Raw genomic sequence first — 12,872 nt, forward strand, 5'->3', positions numbered from 1 at the left:
CTTGCAGGTTTTTTATGCGTCAGGTTGGAGGTCCGCCGTTCGGGCCCGGTGGTTTTTTCGGGGGGGAGGGCGGCCTCAAAAAGTCTCGCCGTATCGGTGAGAAAGGTTCGAGCAGTGCCATCACGACAAGGATCAATGAGAATCCCGTGTTGAGCACGAGGAAGGCGAAATACACCGACCATAGGATCAGTGGACGCCACGCATTTCCGCGCGTGATGTAGTGGAGGATCGCCAATCCAAGGAGGATATAGGCGAAGTAAATCGCGCCGGCTGCTGCGGAGGAAAAAAGGCCCAGCATTCCAGGCGCGTAGGCGGCTCCAATGACCGATATGGCCAGGAGGAGAGGTATTCCAGAAGGATATGTGATCGTCGCCAAGTCTGGCCAGGGGCGGCGTAAGCGGCCGGTGGCGAGCGTGATGCGCCCCGCGAGCCAGAGATTGAACAATAGCGTTCCCATGATCGACATCACGGTAATTGCGGGCAGCAATTTGAGGCTGATATCGGTGATGGTATCGAGCTCGGCATCCGATATGGCGCTCTTAACCGTGCCTTGATCGGGCATGCCCTGTTCAACGACACGCTGAATGAACTCTCTGAGTGCGCGTTTTAGGCTGTCCACGTCCTGGCCCAAGAGCATCAACATGCCCACCGACAGCACAATCGCGATCAAGGCTGTCCAGACGATGAGCCGACCGACAGGATACCATTCGAGAGCTTGCGGCTGGTTCGGTGCTGGTTCTGGGACTGAGGGGCCTGCAGAGCGGGCAAGCTGGGAGAGGTAGCTGAGTATCCCAGCGGGGGCCAACTGCGATGCGGCAAAGACAATGCCGATTACCGGAGTCGTAAAGACTGCGAGAGCTATGCCCCCGACTAATCCCGCGACCGATGCCGCAACCCAGCTCACGCTCAGGCCAGCAAGATAAACCGGCAGCGGAGTAAGAAGGAAAAGCACGAACTGGATCAGCGGCGAGCCGGTCGTTGCGGACGCGAACGTCACTGCCGAAATCAGTCCGGCGCCAATGCCAGAGAGGAGAATCAGTTGCACAGCTTAGCTGTCCCGCGGTTAAAACGCGGTTAGAGGCGGCTGTACATCTTGGATGACCGCCGCCCCAACCCGTAGCTTTAAATTCGCAGGCTTAGCGCCTGCAGGTGTTTATCGGCTGATAAGCCGACTTACTTGATCACGTAGGGCAGAAGGCCCAGAAAGCGAGCGCGTTTGATGGCTCTGGCCAGTTCGCGCTGTTTCTTTGCCGAGACAGCGGTAATGCGGCTCGGAACGATTTTGCCGCGCTCAGAGACGTAACGGCCGAGGAGACGGACGTCCTTATAGTCAATCTTTGGAGCGCTTTCGCCGGAAAACGGGCACGTCTTGCGGCGACGGTGGAACGGGCGGCGAGGTCCTGCTGCAGCCATTTCTTATTCCTCCGAGCCAGAGTTTGCTTGTTCATCGCGAGGGGGGCGCGGGCCGCGCGGGCCGCCTGGACGATCGCCGCGCGGTGGGCGATCACCCCGATCACCGCCACGGAAGCCGCCGCCTTCGCCACGTGGGCCGCGGAAGCCACCGCGGCCACCGCGTGAATCGTCGCGGTCAGACTTGCGCATCATCACGGATGGCTCGGTTTCATGCTCTTCGACGCGGATGGTCATGAAGCGGATGATGTCGGTCGATAGCCCCATGCGGCGCTCCATCTCAGCGACCACGTCATGGGGAGCTTCGATGTTGAGCAGCGTGTAATGCGCTTTGCGGCTCTTTTTGATCTTGTAGGCGAGGGCTTTGAGGCCCCAATACTCCGACTTGGCGATCTTTCCACCGCCTTCAGTGATGATGTCGGAGAATTCTTTTGTGAGTTGCTCGACCTGGGCGTTTGATACGTCCTGGCGCGCAAGAAAAATATGCTCGTATAGCGGCATACCGCTTCTGGCCCTTCTGTTTCTATGTTGTCAGTCCCGGCGCAAAGCCCCTTGCAGGCCCTGGCCGCTCGTTTGCGAGCGTGAAAGGCCCACCAGAGAAACCCACGAGAGCGGAGACACTGGGAAACAGGCAAATACCTCACGCCAAATACTCGGCGTTCCCATTCAGCCTCCAGCCGGAGCTGGTAGAGGGGCGGTTTATACATGGGTTTGGAGAAACATCAACTAATTTGCTTTGCAGCCCAGCGGACCTTTCGTCTTTATGAGGCGGGCGGGGGTGTCGGCGTTAGAGGCAGGTTTGAAGGAACCCGCGGGCGGCTGCAGCTTGACAGATCACGACTGCGCATGCCTTAAGCGCGGCCGGATATTAAACATTTCACAGGGCCGTGATGGCCCCAGCCCGAAGGAAGCTCGTTATTGTGACGGTTGCATTCGTATTTCCCGGCCAGGGCAGCCAAGACGTTGGAATGGGACGAGAACTTGCCGAAAACTTTAAATCGGCGGCGGAAGTTTTTGCTGAGGTGGACGAGGCACTTGGCGAGAAGCTCTCTCAGGTCATCTTTGAGGGCCCGAAGGAAACACTGACGCTTACTCAAAACGCCCAGCCTGCCCTTATGGCTGTGTCTATGGCTGTCATGCGGGTGTTGGAGAAGGACTTCGGCCTGAATCTGCGTGATAAGGTTCGCTATGTAGCAGGGCATTCTCTCGGTGAATACAGTGCCTTAGCCGCTGCTGGCTCCTTCAGTTTGGCGGATACGGCGCGTTTGTTGCGTCTTAGGGGGCTCGCTATGCAGGCGGCTGTTCCCGTTGGCCAGGGCGCCATGGCCGCTCTTCTCGGTGTTGGGCTCGATGTTGCGCAGACCGTTGCGGCGGAGGCTGCGCAAGGTGATGTTTGCCAAGTGGCAAACGACAATGAGCCTATGCAAGTCGTTCTGTCGGGCCACAAAAGTGCGATCGACAGGGTTGCGGAGATCGGTAAGAAGCACGGCGTGCGTCGTGCAGTGCCGTTGCCGGTTTCGGCTCCGTTCCATTGTGAAATGATGCAACCCGCAGCAGATGCGATGGCCGAAGCGCTGGCGCAAGTCGACATCAAGCCTCCGATGGTGCCTTTGATTGCCAATGTGCTTGCCGGCCCAGTCAATGAGCCTGCAGATATCCGCAATCTACTTGTCGAACAGGTCACCGGCACGGTTCGGTGGCGCGAGACTGTTACCTACATGGCAGAAAATGGAATCACCGAAGTCTACGAGATCGGTGCCGGCAAAGTGCTGGCGGGGCTCTGTGGACGTATCGACAAGTCGATTAAGGCTATGAGCGTCAGTGCTCCTGCCGATATTGAGGCGGCGCGGACTGCCCTTGGATTGTAAGGATTGGTCGCTTCGTGTACGCGCTGCGAGACTTCGAAAAAGGACGATTAGGACGTGATGTTTGATCTTACCGGCAAGACTGCCCTTGTGACGGGAGCAACAGGTGGAATCGGCGGGGCTATAGCCCGCGCGTTTCACGAAGCTGGAGCCGTGGTGGGGATATCCGGGCGACAGAAAGATAAACTTGAGGCTTTAGCGGCGGAACTCGGTGATCGCGTTCATGTTCTTCCTTGCGATCTCGCGGATCGCGAGAGTGTTGCCAAATTGGTTGACGATGCGATCGCAGCGATGGGGCGGCTCGATATTCTTGTCAACAACGCAGGGTTGACGCGAGACAATCTCTTCATGGTCATGAAAGATGAGCAGTGGGATGACGTCATCGCGGTCAATCTGACGTCGACATTCATGCTGATGCGTGCCGGGGCACGTCATATGATGCGCAACAAAACCGGGTATGGGCGGATCATCAATATCTCGTCCGTATCGGGTGTGTTCGGTAACCCGGGACAGGGAAACTATGCGGCTTCAAAGGCCGGCGTCATTGGTATGACGAAGTCAATGGCTCGCGAGGTTGCATCGCGCGGTATTACGGCTAACTGTATTGCGCCAGGGTTTATCAAGACGGCGATGACAGATGTGCTGAACGAAAAACAGACTGAAGAAATCGCCAAGATGATCCCTGCGCAGCGATTCGGTGAGCCAAGTGATATAGCCGCGGCAGCGCTCTATCTCGCGAGCAACGCGGGCGGTTACGTGACGGGACAGACGTTGCATGTCAATGGAGGCATGGCGATGCCCTAAACCGCTACCGTGCACTGCAGCGAATTTTGTCGCGATTTTTAAGGGTTGCGATCATCGAATTCGCAATTAGAAATGGCCTGCCGTCGTCGACTTTGTGTCGCTGGCCAATACAGGGGAAGTGTGATACCGAGCCGTCGCTTGGCGGTTTGACAGATGGGCTGAGACCGTGTTGGTCGCGAGGGATTTTTGGAAGGTCTGAAGATCCAGACGACCGCGTGTGAACGGGTTGCGCTCTGCAGGGCGGTCGTACCGAGGATAGCAATGTCCCAGCCCAAAGTACGAATTCCGGGCTACAAAGCCTAATGATGAGCTAATAGGACAAGAGGATTTAAGATGAGCGATGTCGCAGAGCGCGTAAAGAAGATCGTCGTGGAGCATCTGGGCGTGGAGGCCGACAAGGTGACCGAGAACGCCAGCTTTATCGACGACTTGGGCGCTGACAGTCTGGATACCGTCGAACTGGTCATGGCCTTCGAGGAAGAATTCGGCTGCGAGATCCCTGATGATGCCGCAGAGCACATTCTGACGGTCGGCGATGCCGTTAAATTCCTGGAAAAGAACGCAAGCGCAGCCTGAGACGGCGCGATTGGGTTTTTTCGGTCGGATTTTATAGCGGGGTGGGGTGCGCCGCTCGTGTGCGAGGTTCCCCGCCCGTTAAGCTTACAAGGCCGTCCACAAGGCGCCTGTGCCACGCTCTATTCGCTTTAAGCGGGTGGGTATATTCATTCATAGGTATTTGCGTGGGCACCGGCATCGGTCTATTTGTCTGCCGGTTTTAGCGGCAGATTTTACGACAATCGGGTTATTCGAATATGCGCCGCGTTGTCATTACAGGACTCGGTTTAGTCACGCCGCTCGGCTGTGGTGTGGAGGCGTCCTGGTCGCGTTTGCTTCAGGGGAAGAACGGCGCACGCCGTATCGAGGAATTCGAGGTTTCGGACATTTCCTCGCAGATTGCTTGCTTCGTTCCCAGAGGTTCCACGGAAGATGGTCTGTTTAATCCAGACGATTGGATGGAGCCAAAAGAGCAGCGCAAGGTAGACGATTTTATCGTCTATGCTATGGCGGCTGCCGATCAGGCGTTGGCCGATTCTGGATATAAGGCGGATACCAAAGAAAAGCAGGAGCAATCCGGCGTTCTTATTGGTTCAGGTATCGGCGGGCTATCCGGGATCGCGGATACGTCGATCCTGCTCAAGGAAAAGGGGCCGCGGCGCGTTAGCCCATTCTTCATTCCCGGTCGTTTGATCAACCTGGCATCCGGCTATGTGTCGATCAGACATCAATTGAAGGGTCCCAATCACGCAGTCGTCACGGCTTGCTCGACGGGTGCGCACGCAATCGGTGACGCGGCCCGCCTGATCGCGCTGGGCGATGCTGAGGTCATGGTTGCTGGAGGCACGGAAAGCCCGATCTGTCGCATTGCGATGGCCGGGTTCGCGGCCTGCAGGGCGCTTTCGACCCAGTATAACGATACGCCTCAAAAAGCTTCGCGGCCCTATGATAAGGATCGCGACGGGTTCGTGATGGGTGAAGGTGCCGGTATCGTTGTGCTCGAAACGCTAGAACATGCGCAGGCGCGCGGAGCACACATCTACGCCGAAGTCATTGGTTACGGCATGTCGGGGGATGCCTATCACATCACGGCACCGGCTGAAGACGGAGATGGCGCGTATCGGTGCATGAAGGCGGCTTTGAAGAAGTCAGGGCTGGCTGCGTCGGATATCGACTATGTGAACGCGCATGGTACATCGACACCTATGGGCGATGAGATCGAACTTGGTGCGGTGGAGCGGTTATTTGGCAATACGGCCGCTAAGCTAACGATGTCGTCGACAAAGTCTGCCATCGGGCATTTGCTCGGGGCTGCGGGTGCTGTCGAGGCGATCTTCTCGACGCTTGCCATTCGTGACAACGTCGCGCCGCCTACGCTGAACCTTGATAATCCATCGGTTGAGACTGCGATTGATCTCGCGGCGCATGAGGCCAAGAAGATCGAAATCAATACAGTTTTGTCCAACTCCTTCGGGTTTGGCGGTACCAATGCTTCTCTGATCCTGCGCCGAGTCGCGTAACTGCGTCTTCGCGCAGGTCAGCGTGTCGTCGTTGTCGGCAAGGATGTAACAGGTCCTGGACACTGTTTGCGTCTTGGTGCGTTTGTTCGACGTTTTGCCATATTTGACGCTAGGTTCCTCGCAACAATCTTTTCGCAGATTGGCAGGTTTCGCTCCTGTGATGCGTAAAGAGTGATATTTCGTTGGCGTATGTTCGGGGCCGACCAGCCTGACCAGGATACCGCTCGTAGAGATTTTCCGGGTCCTTTAGAAGGAGGGTAGCGTTTGATGAGCATGCGTCGCCTGGAACCGGAATTGCCCTCTAGCGGCCGATCAATCAGACCTCGCAGTCCTGCTGAAATGCTGGAACCTTCACGAGCTCCCGAGCGTCCACGTGGACGTAAACATCGCCGCGGCCGCAGTTCATTGAGCGGATTTGTGCGTGTGATCAGTGGTGTCTTGACCACCCTCCTTGTCGTGATGGTGGTTTTGGTCGGCGCCATGTTTCTGCTTAATCATCAGTTTGAAAGCCCTGGTCCGCTCGAGGTGTCGCGTACGATCGTGATTCCGAGAGGTGAGGGACGTATCGAGATTGCCACCCGCCTGGAGCGCGAAGGGATCATCGCCAACCGTTGGACCTTTATTATCAACCACCTCGTACGCAACGTGCTGAATGGCGAGCGGTTAGATCTGAAGGCCGGCGAGTTTGAGATTGAGAAGGCGGCAAGCATGCGCGCTGTTCTTTCCGAACTTTCGGAAGGACGGGCGATTGAATACAAGCTTACGATCCCAGAGGGGCTGACCAGTCAGCAGATCGTTGAGCGGATCAGGGCAGATACGAACCTAACCGGTGAGATCACCGCTATTCCTGCTGAAGGATCGCTGCTGCCGGATACGTATGCTTATTCGCGCGGAATGGATCGCCAAGCGTTGGTTGATCGCATGCGCGCGGAGCAACGTCGGGTTCTCATGGAAGCATGGGAAACAAGGCAGGCTGATCTGCCGATTTCTTCACCTGAAGAGGCTGTCATTCTCGCGTCGATTATCGAAAAGGAGACTGGCGAGCCAGATGAGCGCGATCGTGTGGCCGCAGTGTTTGTCAATCGCTTGCGGAAACGGATGCGGCTCCAGTCAGATCCGACAATTATCTATGGTATTGTCGGTGGTCAGGGTAGCTTGGGGCGACCGATTTATCGCTCTGATATCAAAGAAAAAACAGCCTACAACACGTATCATATTTCTGGATTGCCACCGACGCCGATATGCAATCCAGGGCGCGATGCAATTAAAGCGGCGCTGAATCCATCAAATTCAAAAGACCTTTATTTTGTCGCTGATGGCACTGGCGGGCATACGTTCTCCGAGACTCTGCAAGAGCATAACGAGGCTGTCGCAGACTGGCGGAAGATTGAGCGTGAGGCCCGCGCGAAGGCGAAGGCCGCTGCCGCTGAGAAGGGTGCTAATAGCTCGGATTCTGCTGAGGCATCGGATCAGGCCGATGCGAATGTTGCCGCGCAAGCTGCTGCGGCTGAACCCGGCACCGCCGCTGTGACGTTGCCGGTTGCAGGCGCGGTTCCTATTCCGGTGCGCAAGCCGCGGTGAGGCGCAGCGTCCCGAATTGGTGCGCATACGTATTATTTGTCATGTAAAAGTTTTTGTACGGCGGGGCGTGAGCTTGTTGCAGCGGTTGGAAGCGGATAAGTTCCCGCCGGGTTTAGCCGTTTTTTAGGGCGGTGCCTGTCTTGATCGTCAATCCTCAATAACCAGGCTCTAATTTCTCATGACCCTGAACAGTATGACCGGGTTCGCCCGGGCCGATGGCAGTAACGGCAACTCTTCCTGGTTCTGGGAAGTACGCAGTGTTAACGGCCGTGGGCTCGATTTGCGTATTCGTCTGGCGCCGGGGCTGGAAGTGCTTGAGCCTAAGGTTAGGGAAGCGATCTCTAAACTTCTCACCAGGGGCAACGTGTCGGCAACACTGACGATGCAGCGACCGACTAGTGACATTGAGGTGAGGCTCAATGAAGAAGTCGCGGCGCAGGTTATCAGGGCCTCCCGGCGCATGCAGGAATTGGTCGGCGGTGACATGCCTGATGTGGCTAACCTTATGAGCATAAAAGGTGTTCTTGAGGTCGGCGAGGTCGCAGTTGATGAAGAAGAGGTTGCGGCCCGCACAGCGGCAGTGTTTGCGACGCTGGGTGAGGCTTTGACGCAAGTGGCGCAAGCTCGCGGAGACGAGGGGGCTCGTCTTGCTCAAGTTATTTCTCAGCAGCTCGATGAGATCGAAGCGCTTGTCGATCAAGTTGAGCGTTCACCGTCGCGAAAGGTGGACGTGGTCAAGCAGCGACTTACGGAACTGGTCGCGCGTCTTGTCGAGACGGGGCAAGCATTAGATCCAGTGCGATTGCATCAGGAAGCGGTTATTCTGGCGACGCGGTCGGATGTAGAAGAGGAGCTGAAGCGCTTGCGCTCGCATGTGGCGGCTGCGCGAGATCTTTTGCGAAGTGGCGGTGTCATTGGTCGTAAGCTGGATTTCCTGGCTCAGGAATTCAATCGGGAAGCCAACACGTTGTGTTCGAAATCAAACGACGAAGGCATCACTCAAGCAGGGCTTGCCTTGAAAGTGCTCGTCGATCAGATGCGCGAGCAGGTGCAAAACATTGAGTGAGGGACCTGCGCAAACCGGTGACGCATCACTTGGACGGCGTGGCCTGCTGTTGGTGTTGTCCTCACCCTCAGGCGCCGGCAAGACAACGCTTTCGCGACGGCTGCTGGACGTCGAAGGCTCGCAGCTTTCGATGTCGATTTCAGTGACGACGCGGCCTCCTCGGCCTGGCGAGGTTGACGGACAAGACTATTGGTTTGTCAGCGAGAGCACGTTCACGGAGATGCGCGAGGGCGGCCGGCTGCTCGAATGGGCTCAGGTGTTCGGCAATCTCTACGGCACGCCTCGTGATAGCGTCGAGGCCATGCTGCGAACGGGGCACGATGTTCTCTTTGACATTGATTGGCAGGGTGCGCGCCAGCTCGCGGAAAAAATCGCCGAGGATGTTGTGCGCGTGTTTGTCCTGCCACCGACGGCAGCTGCGCTTGCGGAGCGTTTGGAGCGACGCAATCAGGATAGTGCTAGCGTTGTGGCCCAGCGCATGGCTCAGGCGGCTGATGAGATCAGTCACTGGGATGAATACGACTATGTGATCGTTAATTTCGACGTTGAGGAAAGCCTCGCAGAACTGCGTGCGATTCTATTAGCCGAGCGTGCACGCCGGCAGCGCTTGAAGGGGCTTCCTGATTTTGTAGCGAAGCTGCACAAGGATCTTGGCAAAGCCGTGTGAATAGATGCGGTTTAGACGGCGCGTGCGAGGCGTGTCAGCGCGGGGGGCCCGCGCCGGCATCAAAGGCCGCCGCGAGCTCGGCAAATTGTGCGACGGTCAATGCTTCAGCGCGTAGTTCGGGCGATATTCCGGTCTTGTGCAGGAGCAACTCCGGCATGGGTGTCAGTGTCTTCAGGCTTTGACGTAACATCTTACGGCGTTGTCCGAAGGCTGCGGCTGTGACGCGGGCCAGCGTTTGTGGGGAGCAGGAGGGAGTGGGGTTCTGCCGAGGTTCGAAGAAGACGACTGATGATGACACCTTGGGAGGCGGGGTGAAGGCTTCCGGCTTGAGGTTGAGTACGATACGGGGGCGCGTACGCCATTGCGCAATGACGGCAAGGCGGCCATAGGCCTTGGTGCCCGGTTCTGCAACGATGCGCTCCGCGACCTCTTTCTGAAACATCAAGGCCATGCGCTTGTACCAAGGTGGCCAAGGTTCTGCTTCGAGCCAGTTCGTTAGAAGCGCAGTTGCTACTCCGTAGGGAAGATTGGCAACGATGATTGTCTCGTCAGTATTAGTGTCTTCAAGAAGTTTTTGCCAGTTGACTTTGAGCGCATCCCCCTCATGCACGGCAAGACGGCCGGGATATCTGTCGGCGATTTCGGCAAGGGCTGCGAGGCAGCGATGGTCACGCTCAACGGCGACGACGCGGTGGGCTCCTTCCATCAGGAGGCCGCGGGTCAATCCGCCCGGACCGGGGCCGACCTCCACGACGGTACAATTTTCAAGCGGGGCAGCGGCGCGGGCAATTCTCCGCGTCAAGTTCAGGTCCAGAATGAAGTTCTGACCCAGACTTTTCTTTGCGATGAGGCCGTGTTTTTCGATGACATCGCGCAGCGGTGGCAGGTTATCGCTTTGGGCCGCTGCGTTCATTGATGTGCGTGGGGACGATGCTCTTGCGGATTTTTCGCTCACCGGTGAGGTCCCGCGGCTTCAAGCGAACGCTGAGCCAAGAACGCGTTTTCAGCGGACTTCATTGTGGTCGCCATGTGGATTGCTGCTATCAGGCTTTCGGGTGAAGCGCGGCTTTGGCCGGCGATATCGAATGCGGTTCCGTGGTCGGGAGATGTGCGGATGAAGGGTAGGCCAAGCGTTACGTTGACGCCGCGATCGAAGGCCAACGTTTTGATGGGGATCAAGGCTTGGTCGTGATACATCGCGACGGCAACATCATAGGTCTTCCGAGCTGCTTCGTGAAACATTGTGTCGGCGGGGGCTGGACCAGTCGCGTTGATGCCCAGTGCGCGTAGGGTGTGGATGGCAGGCTTAATTGTCGATTGTTCTTCTGTGCCGATGCTTCCAGATTCTCCGGCGTGTGGATTGAGACCGGCAAGACGGATGCGGGGTGAATCTATCTCAAAGTAGCGCTCCAGGGCTTCCGCTGTGATCCTGACCGTTTCGACAATGAGTTCCTGGGTCAATGCCTGAGGGACGTTCGACAGCGGAATATGAATGGTAACTGGTACGACGCGCAACTCATCACAAGCTAGCATCATGACAGGATGTGTTTTGCTTCCGGGTTTCGCGCAGTCGGCGAGATAAGCGAGAAATTCAGTGTGGCCCGGATAGCTGAAACCTGAGGCATACAGCACGGATTTTGCGATCGGATTGGTTACGACCGCGGCCGCGGAACCGGCAAAGACAGCGGCGGTCGCTGCCTCGATAGATGTGATGACGGCTTGAGCGTTTTCAGGATCAGGGTCGCCGGGCGCAGCTGGTTTTGCGAGACTTATTGGAATGACTGGCAAGCCGCGTTCAAAGCTGTCCGTTGCCGCACGAGGATCTGCAACCGTTATGCATTTTGTGATGAGCCCGATGTCTCTCGCACGGGCCTCAAGCATGGCGGGATCCGCATAGATCGCGAATGGAGGTAAAGCGCGCTTGGATCGTTGCTCATAAGCGAGCAATGTGATCTCCGGGCCTATCCCGGCAGGATCTCCCATCGTGAGTACGGGAGGAGCCGGTGATGCGGGTCCACTATGATTTGTTTGCGACGGTGCGTTGATCACCTAGCGATACTCGATGTGCGCGTCCTGACGCAGGTCCTTCAGGTGACGCTCAGCGAGCACGTTGAATTCCTGCTGCCGCAATTCTTTTACAGCTTCGTCGCGCTGGGTTTCCTTTGCTTCCACTACCTTGCGGCCGCATAGCACCCAAAGCTCGATCCCTTCCGACCCAACTGTGGCGGGGAGCATTTCCCCATCACTCGCGTTGAGTAGCAGCGTCCGCGTCGGTTCAGCGATGGTTGAAGCGGCCCGTGGGCCAATATTATCGAAACGTGTCGCGCCTTCGGATTTTGCGAGCGTGCCCGTCATGGAGCAGCCTTTGAAATTCTGGCGTAGCGCGCTGGCTTCGCGCAGACGCCGTGCCACGACGGCTTGATCGACCTTGTCCGGCACGATGAGCACAATGCGTTGAAGGTTCAGTTCGGTCTGGTCTTCAGCCTGAACCTGGGAAACGGCGCGGTCCAGGTCGCGGTCCGTAATTGCGATCTGATGTCCAAACTGGCGGCGCACGACGTTTTGCCAGGACATCATGGCCTGGAATCTCGTGCGCATCGTATAAACATCGGTACCCATTTTCTTCATATGGGCTTCGAATTGCTTTTCATTCATTTTATTGCGTTCAGCCAAGCCGGCGATGATTTTATTGACCTCGTCGTCTTCAGCCAGAACATTGAGCCGTTTGGCTTCTTGGAGCTTTAGACGTTCCTCGATCAATTCTTCGAGGGCTTTTTTGCGTAGCCCAGGCAGAACGCTTGCACGCGCGCTAGAGACGGCCTGTTCTTGTAGACCTTTGGCAAAGTCCTTTTTCTTCTGTTCGAAGATGGCCAGGATCTCTTCGCGAGACTTGCCCTGATTTGCTTTGATCGTGGTGTCCAGGATAGCCTTGAGCTTCGTGTTCGTGCTCTCAGCTTTGACAAGTTTTTTGAAATTTGCTTGCGCGCGTTCTTGTAGGCCGCCGACATTCATGGCCAGAAGCTTTTGGCGCAATTCGATTTCGTAATTCGTAATAGGTTCGTCGTTGACCAGAACGGCGATGCCTTGTGTGCGACTAGCGGTGACGTGTACCAGCGCAGCTCCGTGAGCCTTGGCCATGGCGCCAGATGCGCGCGCCAAAGCGGCGGGATCGGCGCTGACTGTGGAGGTCAAGGCAGCCCAGCTTCCGAGGGCGATCACGCTGCAAAGAGCCGAGCGGACTAAGCGCGGGCAGAAGAGACGGGATCGGGGCATCGCAATTGGCCTTGTTTTAAGCTCTCGAAGTAAGGGCGCAGCCCTATTCTGTCCGTTGGCTGTCATCCCGCAGATTGTTGAAGACTAACCATCAACCTCGGCGAGGGCATGGCGAAAGATCTGCAGCAAAT

At 56.9% G+C, this 12,872-nt stretch carries 13 protein-coding genes; 7 read left to right on the forward strand and 6 right to left on the reverse strand.

Annotated elements, in window-relative coordinates:
• Nucleotides 1-19: 19 nt before the first annotated feature.
• From K5845_RS19095 to rpsF, 3 genes are all read right to left on the reverse strand, one after another.
• Nucleotides 20-1,045 (reverse strand): DUF2232 domain-containing protein, encoded by a 1,026-nt coding sequence (locus K5845_RS19095; RefSeq protein ID WP_287959702.1) that lies wholly within the window; start codon nt 1,043-1,045, stop codon nt 20-22.
• Between the two features lie 128 nt (nt 1,046-1,173).
• Nucleotides 1,174-1,413, reverse strand: a complete 240-nt coding sequence (rpsR, locus tag K5845_RS19100) for a 30S ribosomal protein S18 (RefSeq protein ID WP_046478567.1) — start codon at nt 1,411-1,413, stop codon at nt 1,174-1,176.
• Between the two features lie 3 nt (nt 1,414-1,416).
• Nucleotides 1,417-1,911, reverse strand: coding sequence for a 30S ribosomal protein S6 (rpsF, locus tag K5845_RS19105; RefSeq protein ID WP_046478568.1), 495 nt, complete (start codon nt 1,909-1,911; stop codon nt 1,417-1,419).
• Between the two features lie 419 nt (nt 1,912-2,330).
• Here rpsF and fabD point away from each other — a divergent pair, with 419 nt between their 5' ends.
• From fabD to gmk, 7 genes are all read left to right on the forward strand, one after another.
• Nucleotides 2,331-3,278 carry an ACP S-malonyltransferase gene (gene fabD / locus K5845_RS19110; RefSeq protein WP_090230663.1) on the forward strand — a complete coding sequence of 316 codons (948 nt, stop codon included), beginning with the start codon at nt 2,331-2,333 and terminating at the stop codon, nt 3,276-3,278.
• Nucleotides 3,279-3,335: 57 nt separating this feature from the next.
• A complete protein-coding gene (gene fabG / locus K5845_RS19115) occupies nt 3,336-4,079 on the forward strand; it encodes a 3-oxoacyl-[acyl-carrier-protein] reductase (protein ID WP_090230661.1) in 744 nt (247 codons plus the stop codon).
• A gap of 333 nt (nt 4,080-4,412) precedes the next feature.
• Nucleotides 4,413-4,655, forward strand: coding sequence for an acyl carrier protein (locus K5845_RS19120; RefSeq protein WP_046478571.1), 243 nt, complete (start codon nt 4,413-4,415; stop codon nt 4,653-4,655).
• Nucleotides 4,656-4,891: 236 nt separating this feature from the next.
• A complete protein-coding gene (gene fabF, locus K5845_RS19125; protein ID WP_090230658.1) occupies nt 4,892-6,154 on the forward strand; it encodes a beta-ketoacyl-ACP synthase II in 1,263 nt (420 codons plus the stop codon).
• 267 nt (nt 6,155-6,421) lie between these two features.
• On the forward strand, nt 6,422-7,735 hold the full coding sequence (gene mltG, locus K5845_RS19130) for an endolytic transglycosylase MltG (protein ID WP_287959703.1): 1,314 nt from the start codon (nt 6,422-6,424) through the stop codon (nt 7,733-7,735).
• Nucleotides 7,736-7,913: 178 nt separating this feature from the next.
• Nucleotides 7,914-8,801, forward strand: coding sequence for a YicC/YloC family endoribonuclease (locus tag K5845_RS19135; protein ID WP_046478574.1), 888 nt, complete (start codon nt 7,914-7,916; stop codon nt 8,799-8,801).
• Nucleotides 8,794-9,468, forward strand: a complete 675-nt coding sequence (gene gmk / locus K5845_RS19140) for a guanylate kinase (protein ID WP_046478575.1) — start codon at nt 8,794-8,796, stop codon at nt 9,466-9,468. Before K5845_RS19135 ends, gmk begins: the two co-directional genes overlap by 8 nt.
• Before the next feature lie 34 nt (nt 9,469-9,502).
• Here gmk and rsmA read toward each other — a convergent pair whose 3' ends face one another.
• From rsmA to K5845_RS19155, 3 genes are read right to left on the reverse strand one after another with little or no spacing between them, the layout of a single operon-like run.
• Nucleotides 9,503-10,381, reverse strand: coding sequence for a 16S rRNA (adenine(1518)-N(6)/adenine(1519)-N(6))-dimethyltransferase RsmA (rsmA, locus tag K5845_RS19145; protein ID WP_090230652.1), 879 nt, complete (start codon nt 10,379-10,381; stop codon nt 9,503-9,505).
• A gap of 38 nt (nt 10,382-10,419) precedes the next feature.
• A complete protein-coding gene (gene pdxA / locus K5845_RS19150) occupies nt 10,420-11,517 on the reverse strand; it encodes a 4-hydroxythreonine-4-phosphate dehydrogenase PdxA (protein WP_353736558.1) in 1,098 nt (365 codons plus the stop codon).
• On the reverse strand, nt 11,518-12,660 hold the full coding sequence (locus K5845_RS19155; protein WP_160298716.1) for a SurA N-terminal domain-containing protein: 1,143 nt from the start codon (nt 12,658-12,660) through the stop codon (nt 11,518-11,520).
• Nucleotides 12,661-12,872 lie beyond the last annotated feature (212 nt).

Origin of the sequence: Filomicrobium sp. (assembly GCF_025698805.1) — a bacterium.
Taxonomy (GTDB): Bacteria; Pseudomonadota; Alphaproteobacteria; order Rhizobiales; family Hyphomicrobiaceae; genus Filomicrobium; species Filomicrobium insigne.